The sequence below is a fragment of the Streptomyces sp. NPDC033178 genome, from assembly GCF_055577685.1.
In genome coordinates this window covers 15,223-31,279 of the sequence record NZ_JBVIPT010000030.1, presented here as the reverse complement: position 1 = coordinate 31,279, position 16,057 = coordinate 15,223, and the positions used below count along the sequence as shown (strand labels likewise).

At 68.5% G+C, this 16,057-nt stretch carries 18 protein-coding genes and 4 pseudogenes; 14 read left to right on the top strand and 8 right to left on the bottom strand.

Going from position 1 to position 16,057, the window contains the following annotated elements:
- Nucleotides 1-162: 162 nt before the first annotated feature.
- Nucleotides 163-519 carry a VOC family protein gene (locus ACZ5VQ_RS45595; protein WP_469110143.1) on the bottom strand — a complete coding sequence of 119 codons (357 nt, stop codon included), beginning with the start codon at nucleotides 517-519 and terminating at the stop codon, nucleotides 163-165.
- Nucleotides 520-538: 19 nt separating this feature from the next.
- Here ACZ5VQ_RS45595 and ACZ5VQ_RS45590 point away from each other — a divergent pair, with 19 nt between their 5' ends.
- The 5 genes from ACZ5VQ_RS45590 (at nucleotide 539) to ACZ5VQ_RS45570 (ending at nucleotide 4,993) form a co-directional block, all read left to right on the top strand.
- Nucleotides 539-715 (top strand): hypothetical protein, encoded by a 177-nt coding sequence (locus ACZ5VQ_RS45590; RefSeq protein ID WP_469110142.1) that lies wholly within the window; start codon nucleotides 539-541, stop codon nucleotides 713-715.
- Between the two features lie 493 nt (nucleotides 716-1,208).
- Nucleotides 1,209-2,165, top strand: coding sequence for an SDR family oxidoreductase (locus ACZ5VQ_RS45585; RefSeq protein WP_469110141.1), 957 nt, complete (start codon nucleotides 1,209-1,211; stop codon nucleotides 2,163-2,165).
- Nucleotides 2,166-2,374: 209 nt separating this feature from the next.
- The gene (locus ACZ5VQ_RS45580; protein WP_469110140.1) at nucleotides 2,375-3,292 is read left to right on the top strand and encodes an alpha/beta fold hydrolase; all 918 of its coding nucleotides are present in this window, start codon (nucleotides 2,375-2,377) and stop codon (nucleotides 3,290-3,292) included.
- Between the two features lie 217 nt (nucleotides 3,293-3,509).
- Nucleotides 3,510-4,493, top strand: coding sequence for an SDR family oxidoreductase (locus ACZ5VQ_RS45575; RefSeq protein WP_469110139.1), 984 nt, complete (start codon nucleotides 3,510-3,512; stop codon nucleotides 4,491-4,493).
- A 296-nt stretch (nucleotides 4,494-4,789) separates the two neighbouring features.
- Nucleotides 4,790-4,993 (top strand): hypothetical protein, encoded by a 204-nt coding sequence (locus ACZ5VQ_RS45570; RefSeq protein ID WP_469110138.1) that lies wholly within the window; start codon nucleotides 4,790-4,792, stop codon nucleotides 4,991-4,993.
- 254 nt (nucleotides 4,994-5,247) lie between these two features.
- Here ACZ5VQ_RS45570 and ACZ5VQ_RS45565 read toward each other — a convergent pair.
- Nucleotides 5,248-5,991 (bottom strand): annotated as a pseudogene (locus tag ACZ5VQ_RS45565) (SDR family oxidoreductase).
- Between the two features lie 163 nt (nucleotides 5,992-6,154).
- On the opposite strand from ACZ5VQ_RS45565, the pseudogene ACZ5VQ_RS45560 reads away from it, so the two are divergent.
- The 3 genes and pseudogenes from ACZ5VQ_RS45560 to ACZ5VQ_RS45550 all read left to right on the top strand — a co-directional run bounded on the left by ACZ5VQ_RS45560 (nucleotide 6,155) and on the right by ACZ5VQ_RS45550 (nucleotide 9,133).
- Nucleotides 6,155-7,100 (top strand): annotated as a pseudogene (locus tag ACZ5VQ_RS45560) (LysR family transcriptional regulator).
- A 204-nt stretch (nucleotides 7,101-7,304) separates the two neighbouring features.
- Complete coding sequence (locus tag ACZ5VQ_RS45555) at nucleotides 7,305-7,511, top strand: DUF6417 family protein (protein WP_469110137.1); 207 nt, start codon at nucleotides 7,305-7,307, stop codon at nucleotides 7,509-7,511.
- A 251-nt stretch (nucleotides 7,512-7,762) separates the two neighbouring features.
- Nucleotides 7,763-9,133 (top strand): COG1361 family protein, encoded by a 1,371-nt coding sequence (locus ACZ5VQ_RS45550; RefSeq protein WP_469110136.1) that lies wholly within the window; start codon nucleotides 7,763-7,765, stop codon nucleotides 9,131-9,133.
- Between the two features lie 163 nt (nucleotides 9,134-9,296).
- On the opposite strand, the gene ACZ5VQ_RS45545 is transcribed toward ACZ5VQ_RS45550, so the two are convergent.
- Nucleotides 9,297-9,602, bottom strand: coding sequence for a hypothetical protein (locus ACZ5VQ_RS45545; RefSeq protein WP_469110135.1), 306 nt, complete (start codon nucleotides 9,600-9,602; stop codon nucleotides 9,297-9,299).
- A gap of 36 nt (nucleotides 9,603-9,638) precedes the next feature.
- Here ACZ5VQ_RS45545 and ACZ5VQ_RS45540 point away from each other — a divergent pair, with 36 nt between their 5' ends.
- Nucleotides 9,639-9,863: a hypothetical protein gene (locus ACZ5VQ_RS45540; protein ID WP_469110134.1), complete on the top strand. Its 225-nt coding sequence runs from the start codon at nucleotides 9,639-9,641 to the stop codon at nucleotides 9,861-9,863.
- A gap of 195 nt (nucleotides 9,864-10,058) precedes the next feature.
- Here the strand turns inward: ACZ5VQ_RS45540 and ACZ5VQ_RS45535 are convergent, their stop codons facing one another.
- Nucleotides 10,059-10,439 (bottom strand): toxin Doc, encoded by a 381-nt coding sequence (locus ACZ5VQ_RS45535; protein ID WP_469110133.1) that lies wholly within the window; start codon nucleotides 10,437-10,439, stop codon nucleotides 10,059-10,061.
- Nucleotides 10,439-10,678, bottom strand: a complete 240-nt coding sequence (locus ACZ5VQ_RS45530) for a hypothetical protein (RefSeq protein ID WP_359858431.1) — start codon at nucleotides 10,676-10,678, stop codon at nucleotides 10,439-10,441. The genes ACZ5VQ_RS45535 and ACZ5VQ_RS45530 overlap by 1 nt, the downstream gene beginning before the upstream one ends.
- Before the next feature lie 107 nt (nucleotides 10,679-10,785).
- Between ACZ5VQ_RS45530 and ACZ5VQ_RS45525 the strand changes: the two genes are divergently transcribed.
- Nucleotides 10,786-11,109, top strand: coding sequence for a hypothetical protein (locus ACZ5VQ_RS45525; RefSeq protein ID WP_469110132.1), 324 nt, complete (start codon nucleotides 10,786-10,788; stop codon nucleotides 11,107-11,109).
- Between the two features lie 101 nt (nucleotides 11,110-11,210).
- On the opposite strand, the gene ACZ5VQ_RS45520 is transcribed toward ACZ5VQ_RS45525, so the two are convergent.
- The 3 genes and pseudogenes from ACZ5VQ_RS45520 to ACZ5VQ_RS45510 form a co-directional block, all read right to left on the bottom strand.
- On the bottom strand, nucleotides 11,211-11,828 hold the full coding sequence (locus ACZ5VQ_RS45520; RefSeq protein ID WP_469110131.1) for a hypothetical protein: 618 nt from the start codon (nucleotides 11,826-11,828) through the stop codon (nucleotides 11,211-11,213).
- Nucleotides 11,825-12,368: pseudogene (locus ACZ5VQ_RS45515) on the bottom strand (RNA polymerase sigma factor). The gene ACZ5VQ_RS45520 and the pseudogene ACZ5VQ_RS45515 overlap by 4 nt, the downstream one beginning before the upstream one ends.
- Nucleotides 12,369-12,768: 400 nt before the next feature.
- Nucleotides 12,769-13,074: pseudogene (locus ACZ5VQ_RS45510) on the bottom strand (helix-turn-helix domain-containing protein); the annotation flags it as partial.
- 139 nt (nucleotides 13,075-13,213) lie between these two features.
- Between ACZ5VQ_RS45510 and ACZ5VQ_RS45505 the strand changes: the two are divergent.
- The 4 genes from ACZ5VQ_RS45505 to ACZ5VQ_RS45490 all read left to right on the top strand — a co-directional run bounded on the left by ACZ5VQ_RS45505 (nucleotide 13,214) and on the right by ACZ5VQ_RS45490 (nucleotide 16,027).
- On the top strand, nucleotides 13,214-13,444 hold the full coding sequence (locus ACZ5VQ_RS45505) for an Atu4866 domain-containing protein (RefSeq protein ID WP_469110130.1): 231 nt from the start codon (nucleotides 13,214-13,216) through the stop codon (nucleotides 13,442-13,444).
- Between the two features lie 149 nt (nucleotides 13,445-13,593).
- Nucleotides 13,594-14,352 carry an SDR family NAD(P)-dependent oxidoreductase gene (locus ACZ5VQ_RS45500; RefSeq protein WP_469110129.1) on the top strand — a complete coding sequence of 253 codons (759 nt, stop codon included), beginning with the start codon at nucleotides 13,594-13,596 and terminating at the stop codon, nucleotides 14,350-14,352.
- Nucleotides 14,353-14,501: 149 nt separating this feature from the next.
- Nucleotides 14,502-15,278 carry an SDR family NAD(P)-dependent oxidoreductase gene (locus ACZ5VQ_RS45495; protein ID WP_469110128.1) on the top strand — a complete coding sequence of 259 codons (777 nt, stop codon included), beginning with the start codon at nucleotides 14,502-14,504 and terminating at the stop codon, nucleotides 15,276-15,278.
- A gap of 536 nt (nucleotides 15,279-15,814) precedes the next feature.
- Complete coding sequence (locus ACZ5VQ_RS45490; RefSeq protein ID WP_469110127.1) at nucleotides 15,815-16,027, top strand: hypothetical protein; 213 nt, start codon at nucleotides 15,815-15,817, stop codon at nucleotides 16,025-16,027.
- Nucleotides 16,028-16,057: the final 30 nt, after the last annotated feature.

Genomic DNA, 16,057 nt, shown 5'->3' with positions numbered 1-16,057 from the left:
GTTTGAAGATGGGTTCTGACCGCGGGCCGGTAGGGGCTGTCGAGCCTCTTGAAGTTCCCTGTCAACTTCAGCGTGTTGAAGCGGAGCCGACCGGAGGCCGGGGCCGCGGCTCCCGCCTTAACAGCTACGCAAGAATGCAAGGTCACGCATCAGAGAGCTCCCTCAGTTCAGACAAAGGCAGAAAGGGTGGCCCGCCGGGTCCAGGAAGACTCGGTAGGACGTACCGGGCTGCTCCTGATGCTTGGTCGCACCAAGATCGATTACTGCCACCTCGGCGGCATCAAGGTCGTCAACGATCACATCGAGGTGCATCTGCTGAGGCCGGTCCTGAGTGGGCCACTCCGGCGGGGTGTAATCAGCCACCCTATGAAAGGAGAGGCACCGGCCGTCGCCAGCACAAACCGCAGCCCGGTCAGCGGAGACGTCAATCTTCCAATCCAACATTGCGCCGTAGAACCTCGCTAGTGCGCCAGGATCCGGACAGTCGATGACGATGAGGGGCAAGCGAGCGATAGCCATGCCAGCCACGCTATCGACGATGACGGTCGGTACACATCCGTGGCAGTTGGGCGACAACAGAATCGGCGTCCCCGGCCGGATTCCCGCACGTGTCTCGCACTCCTCCAAGTCCTCCCAGCAGCCCAGCGCCGAGACCCGCGTCGCCTCGACGACCCGCCTCGCCGGCACCCAGTTGACACGCCCCCTGACACCATGAACCTCTCTGCTGACCTGCTTCAACGCGCAGATTCAACAGGGAATTCGCCGCCAAGCCTTCTAGGCTGGCCGGAGTCCAGGACGTCAGCCACTCGCGCACGGTGTCCGGGTTGGTGGTCGGCGGGCACAGTGCCCACGGCGCCGTCAGCTGATGCTCGCTGCACAGTTCCTCGAGCGTGGCGCGGCGCCGCTGGTACGTCCACGCCAGAGTGGTGGTGCCTGCCAGGCGCAGGACGTCGAAGACGGAAACGCGCGGGTTCGCGGACTCGAATGCGCACGAACCGGTGCGTCGACTGGTTCATTGGGCTGGTCTGTGCCGGGGTTGGTCGTGGGGCGCCTGAAGACGTCGGAGCCCGTTGAGCGGTCCTGCGCAGACGGTGCGTGCCCTGAGCGGGTGTGAGGTCGTTGTCGCGAAGGGCACATCTCGGCCGGGGCCAGAACTGCCGGGGCTGGCTCGCGGCGGGACGTCTACTGGCATACCTATGGAGCGACACGTGAATGAGCAGACGAGCAGTGTCGGTTGGCCGGCCAGCGTGTTGGTGACGGGTGCGACCAGTGGGATCGGGCTGGCGACTGCTCTGCTCCTTGCCCGTCAGGGCCGGCGGGTGATCGGGACTGCCCGCTCGCAGGACAAGGCCGACGCGCTGGTCCGCACAGCCCGCGATCAGGGGCTGGTGTTGGACGCGGTGGTCATGGACCTCATTGACCCGGTGTCCTGCCGGGAGGCTGCCGGGAGAGTGGCCGAGCTTACCGATGGTGGCCCCGATGCGTTGGTGGCCAACGCCGGGATCCCGCTGACGGGTGCGATCACTGATGTGTCGGAGGACCGGATCCGTGAGGTGATGGAGGTCAACGTTGTAGGCACCCTGCGTATGTGCAGCCTGGTGTTGCCTGCGATGCGTGAGCGGGGCAGGGGGCGGATCGTGACCGTTTCCTCCGCCGCCGCTCGGATTCCGACACCGGTGAACGGCTGGTACTCCGCGAGCAAGCACGCGCTCAGCGCGGCGACGCACAGCTTGCGCATGGAGGTCCGCCGCTACGGCGTGCGGGTGGTCCTCGTCGAGCCCGGCACGGTAGCGACCCCGTTCTGGGACCGGGCCCAGGAGGACTTGTCTGCCCTGACTACTGGCCACGCCGACGCCGACGCCGGCGTCCATGACCGGGCCGCGAGCCTCTTCTCTCGCATCCAGCGGTCGGCCGGCGGACCGCAGTCGGTGGCCCGCACCATCGCCAGGGCTCTCCGTGTCCAGCGGCCGCGTCGCAGGTACAGCGTCGGCGTCGACGCGCATCTGGGCACTGCCCTGCAATGTGCGGCGCCTCTTTGGCTCAGCGATCGCCTCAAGAGCCGCTTGTTCGCCCTCCACATCCCGGCTGACACCGCACCGGCACCCGCCCGGATCAAGGCAGACGAGCGGCAGCTGAGTGCTCCACAGGCGCAATACAGAACCTGACGACCCCGCTGCGACCCGTCTGCGGCGAAGGGGTTCGAACCGACGAACGCACTCGACTCGAACCCACGTTCAGGCCGGGCGCTGCTCTACGCCATCCGCGTGACGCCACGTGGCCAAGATCGTTGCACCTGATGGCGCGTATGCCGCCGTGGCTGTCACGGGCGGCGCGGGGCCGGGGCCCTCAAGGGTCACAAGAACAGGAGAGCGTCTTGGCCTTCGAAGAGTTCGTGGTGTCCAGCTATGGCGGATACAAGTCCGAGGGTCGCACGCTGTGGCACGGCGACCCTGCGGCGGAAACGGTCGTGTTGATCGGCGGGGCCCTCCAGCGCAAGACGGCGTGGGGCCGTTTCGAGGCGGCTCTGGCCCAGACGTTTCACATGTTCACGGTGGATCTGCCCGGGTGGGGTGACGCGGACACGCTGCCCGCCTCCTATGGGCTGGACTTCCTCGCAGGCGCCCTGCATGACCTGCTGGAGGCGGCCGGGCACCGGCAGGTGCATGTGCTCGGCGCTTCGTACGGTTCGGGCATCGCCCACCGCTATGCCCAGACCTGTCCCCAGGCGGTACGCAGCCTGGTGCTGGCGGGACCACTCCTGTGGGTCCCCGACGCGGTCCGGGAGGAACTGCGGCGCACCGTGGATCTGTTGGCAGGCGAGCGAATGGAGGCGTTCGCCGAATTGAGCGCCGACGTCATCCTGCGCTCCACGCCGGGCGGGCGAGTGACCCGCCAGTCGGCGGTGCGCCGCATCCTGCGTTCCATGTTCCGTGACATCGGTGAGGCGGACCGGGACAAGTACCGGAACAACACTCTGAGGTTGCTGGAACAGGCGCCGTCGCCGCAGCCGCCGATCACCGTGCCCGTCATGGTGGCCACCGGCGAGCACGACCTCTTTACTCCGCCCGGCCTGTGCCGCGAAGTTGCTTCGGCTTGCCTCGACGCCCGCGTCGTGCTGGTGCACGGTGCCGACCACGCGATGCATCTGGAGCTCCCGGACCTGGCCGGCGACCTGCTGACGCGCTTCGCGACCGGGCAGTCCCTCGATGGCCTCGCCTACTGCCACACGGTGGAATATTCGACCGCGCCATTGCTCAGTGCCGCGATGTGCGCGGCGGACGGCCGGCGATGACCCGATTCACCGAAATCCGTTCCTGCCCCAGGTAAGCCGGCGCCCACCTCCTCCGGCTCTCCCACCGATCCGCACCGAGCGCCGGTCCGTACGGGATCCTTCCCGCCGACGGCGTGTGAACTGACCGTGGTCAGCGCCACGGCCCCCGATATCCCAGTTGCGGGGCATCCCGTACAGAGGGCTGCCCCGTGCCCGTTCCTCCAGTTCCGAGGCCACCATGACCGCAGCCCGTCCCACCGTCCTCCTCACCGGTTCGACCGGCGTGATCGGGGCGAACCTTCTCCCGGCACTCGCCGTCCGCCACGACGTCACCGCGTTCGTCCACCGCCGCCTGCCCGAAGGTGCCACCATGTGCGTGCAGGCCGACCTGACCGCCGACGGCCTGGGCCTGAGCAGCAGCCGGCGCCGCGAACTGGCCGCCGGCATCGACGTCATCGTGCACTGCGGCGGTCTCACCGACTTCGCCCCCCGCGACCGCACCGCCTTCGACAACGTCAATGCCGAGGGCACCCGCAGAATCCTGGAGCTCGCTGAGGATGCCCGCGTGCCCGTGGTCCTGCTCTCCTCCGCCTCAGCCGCCTTCGACGTCCCTGGGGACGACCTCGCCGCCCGCTCCATGCGCGCGTACGGCCAGTCCAAGCGTCGAGGCGAGGAACTGGCCGCCCAGTGCAGCCAGCCTGTCGCGATCGTGCGCACCGCGCTCCTGTTCGCCGCTCGAAACGCGCTCGCCGCCCCGCGACACCAGTTCCCGCACGCCCTGTTCACCGCCATGCTGCAAGCGCGACCCGGTTCGCTGCCCGTCCACCCCGACCACTGGACCGACATCCTCCCGATGGAGACCCTCGTCGACTACGTCACCGCACTGGCCGAAGCCCAGATCTGCGGCAGCGCAACGGGTCCCGGCCTCCACTGGGTCACCGCCGGCCCCGCCCGCCTGACCGCAGCCGACCTGGAACAAGCATGCATCGACTTCCTCAACGAGGCGGGCCGCCCGGCCAACGGACCCCTGCTGGCCGATCCCTCCAGCCCGCAACCTCGCGCACGCGGCATGGCCCGCGTAGCCCAAATCGGCTTCCTGCCACCCGGCCAGCCGGACATGCCTTCCCACCTGACCCGGATGCTCCCCACTCAGGTGACCCGCTCCGAGGTACTCGAAGCCCTCGCGCACAACGTCCGACGCTGCGCGCCGTGGACGTCATGACTCTGACTCCTCGGCGGCCCTGTCATGCTCGGCAGGTCCGATAAATTCACACACCCGGACCTGGACGATGGCGTCAGCCGTCTTGGCCGGGGCATAGAGGGTGGCGGTCTCGGCGGCTTTGCGCGCCAGGGCTTTGCGGAGTTCGGCGGGGCAAGGACTTCGGCATCGGAGCCGAACACGAGGAGGGCTTCGGCGGCGCCCAGGGACCGGAAGCGCATGTCGACCTGGACCCGCTCCGGCCCTGCGGCCGTGGTGGTGGACGGGTCGGCGGATGTTGGCTCGGCCAGGTCGGACTGGTGGACACGCAGGAATCGGTCGAGGATGTCGCGGCGGACGCTGACGGTTACGGACACCGGGGTGGGGATGTCGTCGACGCTGCAGCGCAGGTCGTCCCATACCTGGGCCAGTTCCAGGCCGTCGCGGTCCGTCTGGCTCTGCTCAAGAACGACGTCCCGCTGCGCCCCTCCGGGTCCTACCCAGGGCGTCCGAGGAGGCGTTGAGCCGCCCCCGACATCGCGTGCTCGGCCCGGGTTCAAGAGACGGCGAAGCCGACACGCTGCAGCCAGGCAACTATGTCACCGTCGGCTTTGCCGACTCTCTCGCCTTCAACTGCCAGCCCCTTGGCAAAGGTCGCGCCCGGGGGCGGATGCGACACGGACTTGCGACTGGCAGGCGTGATCTTCGCTCGTCCGGGAGGGACGACGCGGGCGGGAGGGCAGCGTGGGGCCGCTCCCGGCCATGACGGAGACGCCTGTCAGAGTTGGGAACCGCCGCCGTCCACGGCGAGTTCGGCGCCGGTGGTGAAGGTGGCGTCGAAGGCGAGGAAGGCGACTGCCTTGGCGATCTCGTCGGGGGTGCCCACACGCAGCATGGGGATGTCCGTGGCCATTTGTGCCTTCGTCTGTTCCGCCGCTTCCAGGGGCATCGACTTCTCCAGGATCCCGGAGTCGATCGGGCCGGGGCTGACCGCGTTGACGCGGATCTTCCGCGGCAGCAGCTAGCGGGCCATGCTGCGGGTCATCGAGCGCAGCGCCGCCTTGCTCGCCGCGTATGCGCTGAGCGCGGGAAGGCCCAGCACATTCACGACCGAGGTGGTGAGCACCACGCCACTGCCCTCGGCCAGCAGCGGGACGAGTTTCTGCACCGTGAAATACGGGCCCTTGGCGTTGATCGTCAGCAACTCGTCGAAGAGCTCCTCGCTCGTCGCCTCGAACGGTGCGAATCCGTTGACACCCGCGTTGGCGAACAGGGCATCGACCGTGCCGAACTCGGCTTTCACGCGGTCGGCCAGCGCGTCGATGTCGGCCAACGACGACGCGTCGCTGCGTACCGCGCTCGCGCTGTCGCCGAGCTGGTCGCGGGCGGCATCCAGCGAAGCCTGACTACGCCCGGTGATGAGCACCCGTGCCCCTTCGCCCACGAGGAGCCGGGCGGTGGCCAGGCCCAACCCGCTGCTGCCTCCTGTGATCACGACGTTCTTGCCCTCGTACTTGCCCATGGTGGACCTCCTCTGTTTCAGGAATCAGCCTGCGGATCATGTCCCTCCGGGGCGGCCACGGGGGGGGGGGACAGCAACGAGTCAACAGCCGCCTGCGGTAAGGCGTCCAAGACCTGTTTCGCACCCCGTCATGCAGGATCGGCATCACGCGTAGGGTGTCTGCATGTCCGATGAAGTTTTGCCCGCTCCGGCACTCGATCCGGGCCTCGACCTCGACTTGAGGCTGGTGCGGTACTTCACGGTCGTCGCGGAGCATCTGTACTTCGCCCGGGCGGCGGCCGTGCTGCACGTGGCCCAGCCCTCCCTGAGCCGTCAGATCAAGCGGCTGGAGGACGCCCTCGGCGTGCGTCTGCTGGAGCGCACCCCCCCAGGGCAGCGCTCTCACCGCGGCAGGTGCGGCCTTCGATCCCCAGGCACAGGCACTCCTGCACTCCGCCCAGCAGGCGGTGCGGGCCGCACGCGCCGCGGCGCCACCGCGCACGATCACCATCGGGTACGTCGAGGACCTCGTCATCACTCCCGCGGTGCGGGACCTGCGCCGCCGTCATCCCGACGCCCACGTCCGCACCCGGCATCTGCACTGGGACGAAACCCGCGCCCTTCCCGACGGCCGGGTCGACGTGCTCGTCGCCCGCACGCCGCTTCCCATCCCGGACAATGACCTGAGTGTGACCGTCCTCTACGACGAGCCCCGGGTACTCCTCGTGCCCGCATCCCACCGCCTCGCCGACAAGGAGTCGGTCAGGCAGGACGACTTCGCCGACGAACCCCTGCCGGCCTGTGCCGGCATGGCTGCGGGCTGGAGCGGGTTCTGGCGGCTCGAACCCCGGTCAGACGGCAACCCGGCACCACTCGGTCCGCTGCTCGTGGACACTTTCGAGGACAAGCTCGAAGTCGTCGCGGACGGGCGCGCGGTCGCCATCGTGCCTGCGTATGACCGGCGCTACACACTCCGGGACGACCTCGCCGCCATCACCGTCGACGACATCGAACCCTGTCAGGTGGTCGTCGCCAGCCGCGCAGGCGACCACAACCCGCTCGTAACCCACTTCCGGGAATCCTCGCGCCTGTTCCTCGAACCCCGGCATGAGGAAATGACACATTCCTGAGACGGCCGTCCAGCGACACGGCCTGAGACAAGGAGAAGGACAACAGGTCACAGCGCCGTCACCTGACAGCGAAACCGAGAACGTACATCAGCCTACGAGCGGAGTCCTGCGCCGGCACTCGATCCCCTGCCCCTTCCAGGGGGTGATCCCGGCCGGTGCGGCTCTGTGCGTGACCAGTCGGGCGCTGGGGACGTTGCCCAGGCCATGGACGACGACGACCCCCTTGGCTTTGATTCCGCCGACTTTGCTCCCGGGGAGCTCACCGCGGAGCGGCTGGCCCTGCTGCCCCTGAATGAGGCGCACGACTTGCTTCGTCTGCTGCAGGCGACCGCTGGGGAGGACGGTCGGCTCTCGTTGGACACGGGCCGGTGGGCATGGGAGATTGCGGCCCGCATCCGGTCGGAGGGCTGAGTGCGGTGGCGCTGGCGGACCGGTGGACGCCTGTGGTGGCTGTGGGTAGCCGGAGTAAGTGGCCCACCAGAAGTGGGTGCAATGGTGCAGGACCCAGCCGTCCAAGTCCTCGGGACAGAGGGCGGGTTGGCCAGTAGCCGGGTGTTCTCCAACAGGGCCGGAAAACCAGGGCGCGACGGGCCGCCTGCCATGTGATGATCCTGCCGGAGCGCCGGGAGTGCCGGCGCGTCACCACACCCTGGGGGGTAGCAATGAGACTGTTCTCTGCTGGACGCCCGGTACGTCTCAGATCCGGCGCGGCCGTGGCGGTGGCGGCCGGTCTACTGACTGTCGGCCTTGCCGCGCCCGCGTTCGCTGACGACGATCCGCCGCAGACCGACCAGTTGTGGATCAACGAGCCGTACGAGCAGACACTGCCGCTGGCCACTGACGGCGGCCAGCCGCAGTCCCGCACCCTCGGCGTCGGCCTCTACCACGACAACGAGAACTTCACGGTGACCGACGGCAGGCTCACCCTCGACATCTCCGACCTCGCCGGGGTCGCCGAGGTGACCTGGCCTGACAACTGCACGCCGAGCGGCACGAGTGCGGTGTGCGACATCCCCGTGGTTCCCGCGATCGGGGGCGACTACGAGGACCAGGTGTTCCTGACGGTGCACGCGGCTGACGGCGCCGAAGTCGGTGCGCAGGGCAGGATCACCTACGAGGCGACGGCCACCGGCGGGCCTGACGGCACGCTCACCGCGCCGCACCAGAGCTTCGCCACCACGCTCACCGTCGGTGCCGGGCCCGACCTTGCCATCGACCCCGTCGCCGACATCGAGGACGGTCAGCCCGGCGACGAGCGGACGATCCCGTTCAAGGTCACCAACATGGGCAACGAGAGCACGAACGGGTTCACCATCAAGCTGTACGCCTCGTACGGCCTGACGGATCTGACCCGGTACGACGCCTGTACCTACACCACGACGACTGGTATCGACTACGCACCGTCGAACAAGGCACTCTGCACGTTCGACCAGGTCCTTGCGCCGGGCGACACCTTCGAACTGCCAGAGCCGCTGACCGTGCGACTTGCCCCGCACGCACTGAACGAGCGCCTCGACATCGATGTCGAGCCGGGCGACGGCGCCCAGGACCTCGACTCCGAGAACGACTACACCGTCCTCCAGATCGGCGCGGACAACACCGCGGACTTCTCCGTGACCGGTGACACGATCTCCGGCGCGGCGGGTGAGACGGCCACGGCGGAGCTCACGTTCAAGAACAATGGCCCGGCCTGGTTCGGCAACCTCGGCTCCGGCGACCCGGTCGCCACAGTCCGGCTGATCGTGCCCGAGGGCACCAAGGTCACCGGCGTGCCGTCCGGCTGCTCCCCGCGCACCCTCGCCGGCGGCTACTACGAGAACAAGACGGGCGCCCCACGCTACGACTGCTCCCTGAGGTACTGGGTACTGGAGGACACCCAGCGCACGTTCGCGTTCTCCGTGCGTGTCGACACCGTGGTGCCAGGCGCGACCGGTGCCGTGAGCATCCACCCCCCGTTCGGAGAGTTCGGGGAGTACCCGTTCGACTTCGATCCGGATCGCACGAACAACACGGCGGTTCTTGCGGTCAACTGACCGGCCCTGGGGTTCGCAGTCTCGCGAGGCTGACACGGCAAGTCCACTGCCCCACGGTCGACTACGTGGGGCAGGGGACTTGGGCGCCTCGTTGGGTGTCTCCGGCCTGCCCTGACGGGCACGTCTGCGGCCGCGTAGTGGGGGCGATCGCCGTCGCCGAGTTCTACGTCCAGGCGTCTGGTGGTCCCGGGCACGCTGTCGCGCCGGTGCTGTCGCTGACCGCTGGCGACTCCACGACGCCGCGGATGGTCGTGTTGTGCTCGGCCGTGACGACCGCCAAGCGGAGGTTGTCGTAGCGGGCCTTGCCGGTCGGCACTCCGCCCAGCACGCTGAGAGCGTAGACGTGGCCTTCGAGGAACGCCTCCTGGCCGCAGGAGGCGAAGATGCTGTGCACGGCCTTGCCTGAATACGACAGGCGCATCGCGAACACGAAGCAGGTGACCAGCTCACCGGCCAGGCGTACCTTCACGTCGCCGAAGTCCACCTCCGCCTCGGCCCCCGGCCGGTGGGACTGCGGAATGAAGGCGCGCACCACCCCGCGGCCGCCCCCTCGACGGAGCCCGTCGACAAGGCGCTGGAGCCGCCGCGCGCCGAGTGTCTGCAGCTGGTCAGCGCCGCGATCGGCTGGGGTCGCAGCGACCGCGAGATCGCCATCCGCGCCAGGGTGCCCCGGCGGGTGGTGCGCGAGCTCCGCAACGGCGACGCGGCGACCGCGGGCCAGTACAAGTAGAGGCTGTCCGGGATTGCCGTTCACAGTCCCGGACAGCCGAATACCGCGGTGGGCAGAGAGTCCCGAGGCAGTAGTGAGGCATCCATCGCGGGCTCCCGTTGATCCTTTACAGGAGCCCGCGATCTGTATCCCCTCGATCACGTGACTGCCGTGCGCGATGCCACGTCAGCCCCCAGCGGGTCCAGGTGCCCCCGGTCAGATCTTCCAGGAGCGCAGTTGGTCAGCGACCTCGGGGACCCGCAGGCGGGTATCGCGGATCTTCCGAACGAGATCGGACAGGGTGCCGTACGGCGGGTCGATGCCCTCGCCGGACTGACTCATGTACTGGGCAGTGATGAACGCGGCATACAGGCCGTTACGGTACGGGAGCGGCTCAAGTCGGACGATGGTGTGCATGAGCGCCGCGGCGCGCCATGCGGCGTCCGGGTCGGCGGCCTCAAGGGTGGGCAGCTTGGTCTTGTGCCGGGCGACTGCGGCGACCAGTGCAGAGTAGTCCGCGACGGACATGTCCTCGCCGTTGCGGAGGGCGGCCTCCTGGACGTCGAGAAGCCAGGAGACGTCGATGTGCAGGTGCATCAGGCGGCTGCGGCTCCGCCCGGGCGCTCGGTGGGGGGCACTTCGTCGGGGAAGGCATCGTCGAACTCCCCGCGCAGCCGGTCAGCCCAGTGCCTCGCACCCGCGACGAACTGGCTGCGCTGCATCTCACGGACACCGAGATCGTGCAGATACTGCTTGAGGCTCTTGCCTTCGGCGGCCGCGGCCGCGCGCACGCCTTCGAGCTCCTCGTCGGTGAACGACACATTCAGGGATGGCATACACCCGATGGTACCTAGTAGGTGCCTGCCGTGCGAGGGGTTCGGTGCCCAGCGCTCTGTGGCTTGTGGATCCCGCTGCTCGCAGATCTATCGTTGACCGTGGACGATTGGGGGTCGTCGGAGTGCGGGACACGCGGCTGGTGCAGACGGCAGGGATCGGGGACGAGCATTCGGACGTGCCCGTCATCCTGCCGACCGAGGCCATGGTGCTGGACCTCTTCCGCCGCGCGCACGCCCACGACACGTTCTGGTGCGGGCTGCTGCTGGGCGGCTGCGGCGCTGTCCTGGGGCGCCGACGGTCTGTTCGGCTCCTTGCCGCCGGTCCCTCTGCGCCAGGACAGCAGCGGCAGATGGCCCGGGCCTTCGACTCCGAGCAGGCCCGCGCCGACGATCGCGAAGCCGGCCCTCATAACGGTCCCCGGACCGCCTGAACGGAGCTCACCGGCGATATCGCCAAACGTCCGAACCTCTACCTTGCTGGACCCATCGCACCACAGACGGTTCCAGGTCAACTGTCCGCTCGCCCCCTGCTCTACTCGTCTCGATTGCGCCAGAAGGCAGGGCACTCCGTCTTTGCTGCCGCAGGTAGATCCTTGTCGATCCGGCTGCGGAAGGATGCCAGGGTCCGTGATGTCCCGGCCCCGTCGACCCGGAAGGTCTCGGCCGGCTCGTCAGGACGGTCCATGACAACCACCAGCATGTGTTCCCCCGTCGAGTAAGCAGTCTCGCCCTTCCACTTGCCGCTCATGGTGGTGAACTGGATCTGTCGCTGAGAGCCCTGCTTCGGCTTGATCCAGTCCGTGACGGTGAGCGTGACCTTCACGGCGTCGGCCTGCTCGGGGTGGTCCTCGATCGCCGCGATGTCTCCTTCGACGATCTTCGGCGAGCAGGCAATCCATTCCACCTCGGTCAGGGCCTGTCCCTGATCCTGCCGGGAACCGTCCGAACCATCAGCAGCAAGCCCGTACGCCAGGAGAACCAGGCCGACGGCCGCGGCAGCGACCAACGCGCCGGCAATCGTGCCGGGACGCTTCATCCAAACGCGGCGCGGACCCTGCCCAGAGCCGCTCCCGCCGTCCTCGGCCGCTTCACCGATCATGCCGAGGGCCAGCCGCAACTGGTCCTCCTCCGGGCCGGTCAACGGGGTCATGTCAAGATCGCCTCCACCTGGCGCAGCCGCGCCCGCATTACGGCCTGAGCCGCGTGCAAGCGACTCTTGACGGTTCCTTCAGGGACGTCCAGGAGCTGCGCGATCTCACGGATGGGCAGATCCGCGTAGTAGCGCAACACCGGGACCTGCCGGTGCGCCGGGAGCATCGATTCCAGTTCATCCGCCACCGCCAGGGCGAGCAGGCGCTGTTCCTCGGACATGCTCCACAGGCGGCCGAGACCAGCGCTCGGCCAGGCGCCGACGCAGCCCGGCGTCTCTGCTCTGTGAGCGATGCCAGTCACTGGACACACGGGAGGCGACAACAGTGAGCCAGGCCAGGGGATCACGCACCTCCGGTCGCGTCGGGTCGGCCCGCTCCTCCAGCAGCTTGAGCCTGACCCGCTGCACACCGTCGTCCAGCGCATCCCGCGGCACGCCGCCCAGCGCCAGCACCGCGCGCACGCGCCTGACCTCGGCCGGATCGACCAAGGACGGCTGATCGTCCTCACCGGGCCGTCGTGCGGCACGCCCTCTGGCCATGTACAGGTCCTTCCTCGTTTCCTTAATGACGGGGCAGCCATGGGAAACGTTCGTCCGAGCCGGGGATCGTCCGCGGCGAGTATTCAGCCGTCGCTACAACGACGGCCGGTCTGAGGCAGGGTCCGTGTGAGTACTTCCCGGTTCTCGGTGGAGGCCCGCGCCCATCAGCCGGAGGGACCGTGGCGTGGCAGCCGACGGTCCCGTTCCGCTGAGTGGCCGGGTCAGGTGCAGGTGTCTGCCGCCGGCTCCTGTGCGAACTGCCTGGACTCATCCGGTTCGGCTGCCATGAGTGCTGAGGCGAGATGCGCCGTGTCCTTGCCGGCCATCTCATCCTTCAGGCCGATGTTGGGGCCGCCCGCGTCCAGGACCTGGCGTGCCTGTCCTGCGGTACGCTCCCGGCCTCGGTGGCACGGGCCGAGGGCCGGTCGTTCGGCGTGGCCCCGGCCAGCCGGTACAAGTGCACGCGGGCCTCCGTGTCGAGGTGCAGTGCGCGGCTGAGTGCGTCGATCACCTGGGGTGAGGGGTTGCGCTCGCGGCCTTGTTCCAGGCGGGTGTAGTAGTCGGCGTTGATTCCGGCCAGGACGGCGACCTCCTCGCGGCGCAGTCCGGCGACTCTGCGGGGCCCGTAACTCGCCATGCCAACGGCCTCCGGCCGCAGGTCGGCGCGGCGTGCGCGCAGGAAGTCTCCCAGGTGGTTGTCGTCCATGTGTTCAGGCTAGGCGAGGGCTCGGTGTGCTGCCTGGGTGTGCCATGCCTAGGCAGCACACGTCCTGGTTGATGGCTGGTGGCCTGCCCAGACTCGGTGGAGCGGGAACGACCACATCGTGCGAGGAGAGGAGTCCGCCATGACCGGGACCGTTGAGGGCGACCAAGTCGACGTGGTCGGGGTGCGGGTGACCGCGGATGGTCACATCCGGCAGGAGCTGCTGCCGGACGGCCGGTACGACGAAGCCCGCGGTGAGCGGGCGGGCGCGTACACCGGCCGGTACTCGGTGGCCGGCAGCCACCTGGACTACGCCGACGACACCGACTCTGCCGCCACGGGCGACATTCGGGACGGAGTGCTCTGTCACTAGCACCTCGTGCTCTACCGGGAGCAGAAGCAGTCGTAGAGAAGGCCGGGCCCGTGACCGCCCTGGTACCACGGTGTGACTCCGCCGTCGGCGGACCAGGAAGTCCCGACACAGCAGTCAGTCAACATCAACGAGAATCAAGGACCACATCCATGACAGGACAACGACTTGACGGCAAGGTCGCGCTGATCACAGGCGCGACTGGCGGCCTCGGCACAGCGACCGCCGAGCTCTTCGCCAGCGAAGGCGCCCGGCTGGTGATCACCGATGTCGCCGAAGGCCCCCTGCGGGAGCTGTCCCACCGGATCGAGGCACGCGGTGCGGAGGTCGTCACTGCCCGCCTCGATGTCTCCTCCGCGCGGGAGTGGAACGAAGTGATCACCGTCGTACGCGACCGGTTCGGAACACTGGACGTGCTCGTGAACCTCGCCGGCATCCTGGACTGGCCAGGTATCGAGGACACGCGGGAAGAAGCGTGGGACCGCGTCATTGACGTGAACCAGAAAGGCACATGGCTCGGCATGAAGGCGGCGATGCCTCTCCTGCGTGCGAGCGGCAACGCGTCGGTGATCAATACGTCGTCAGTACTCGGCCTGGTGGGAAGCGGTGCGGCTGCGGCCTACCAGGCGTCCAAGGGGGCCGTGCGCCTGTTGAGCAAGACCGCCGCGGTCGAGTACGCCCGGCAGGGAGTACGGATCAACTCGGTGCATCCTGGGGTGATCGCCACGCCAATGATCCAGGACCTCCTGGACGACCAAGGCGACCAGCAGCCGGACATCCAACGCACCCCCATGCGCCGAGCCGGCCGCGCCGACGAGGTCGCCCCCGCGATCCTTTTCCTGGCCTGCGACGACTCCTCGTTCGTCACCGGCGCGGAGCTGGTGGTCGACGGCGGGCTCACCGCGCACTGAACAACCCAGCCGTACGACGTCCACGTGGGCGTGCCGTGAATGCGTCAACGGCGCGGCCCACCCGGTCCGCGCACCGCACCACTGCACAGCACCTCAGGTGTCCTGCACCGACGCCTGCACTCATGCTCACCTTCTCCAGGGACCGCACCATGACACCTGCAACCGCATCCGCCGCAACGTCCGAATCCACCGAGTTCGCTGGGAAGATCGCCCTCGTGACTGGAGCCGCGCGAGGGGTGGGCCGGGAGACCGTGGCGCTCCTCCACGCCCGCGGCGCCCGGGTCGTCGCCCTCGACCTCCGCCCCGACGTCACGAACCTGGCGGAGGAATTTCCCGGCGTCAACACGACAAACGGTGATATCACCCAAGAGGAGACCGCCCACCGTGCGGTGGCAAGGGCCCTGGACGCCTTCGGTGGGCTGGACATCCTCGTGAACAATGCCGGGCGTACCCAGAACAAGCCCGTCACCGAAACCACGGCCGAGGACTGGGACACCGTGATGGCGGTCAACGCCCGCGGCTCCTTCTTCTGCGCCCGCGAGGCATTCCGGGCCATGAAGAGCCGTGCCGGCGGCGCCATCGTGAGCACCGGCTCGGACGCCTCTACCGTCGCCCTGCCCGAAGGCGTCGCCTACAGTGCGTCGAAGGGCGCTCTGGCTCAACTGACCAAGGTGCTCGCCGTCGAGGGCGGCCCGCTGGGCATCCGCGCCAACCTCGTGGCCGCGGGCGTCATCGAGACGGACTTCCTCGACACACTCCGCCCCGACAGCCGCGCCTACCTGACGTCCTTCGCCGCCGCGCAGCCACTGGGACGTGTGGCGCAGCCCGAGGAGATCGCCGAGGTCCTGTGCTTCCTCGTCTCGCCCCGCTCCAGTTTCGTCACGGGAGCCGTGGTCGCCGCTGACGGCGGTTTCACCGCGATCTAGTGCCGTATCAGGCAATGTTCGCCCCGTTCGGCCGTGGAGAGGTGTCGCCTGGTAGCGTCGCTCTCTTCGGTCGGGGGCGACCTGCTGGAGTTTCGACGGGGTGCCTTGTGACTCTTCCGGATGCCGATGTCCTCGCCGCCGCGGTGGCCAGGGTCGCGAAAGTCTTCGGCGGCATGACGGCCCGTGTGGACGAGACCGGCTGTGGCCGGTGCTTCGATACGGGCGAGGTCGAGCTGCTGCGAACTCCCGATCCACCAGTCCCAGCGGAGCTTGCACGCCGCGTAGCTCAGAAGCATCCTTCCCACTGGGACGACCAGCCTGCGATCATCAGACGGGTTCTGCCAGAGCTCGTCGTGATCCTGGCTGAGGGGGAGCACGAGTCTGACCTCGGGGCTCGGGGACTGGCTGCGGCAGGCTGGCCGCAGTGGCCCCGCCAGCAGGCCCAGGCCGTCGCGGGTTTCCTGGACGCGTGATGGACCAGGACCCTGCGGACGAAAGCTCCGCCGACCTCGGCACCCGAGGTATTCGAGGGCTGCGTGACGGCGGCGTCCTCGGTCACTCCGTGGCTGGCCCGCTGGGAGGCGGAGAAGGGCCCGATCGCCCGTCAGCACCTGAACGAGAGCGTCCATTGGTGGCGGGAGGAGCTGGATTCGGGTGATTCGCCTTTCTCCTGGTGGTGGGGCGCGGAGGCCGAGGGGCGGGCCGCCTGGCAGGAGGTGAGGCTCTGGCTGGCTGGTCAAGGCCGGTAGTCGAGTGGGGCAAGGGCTGCGGCCTGGCAT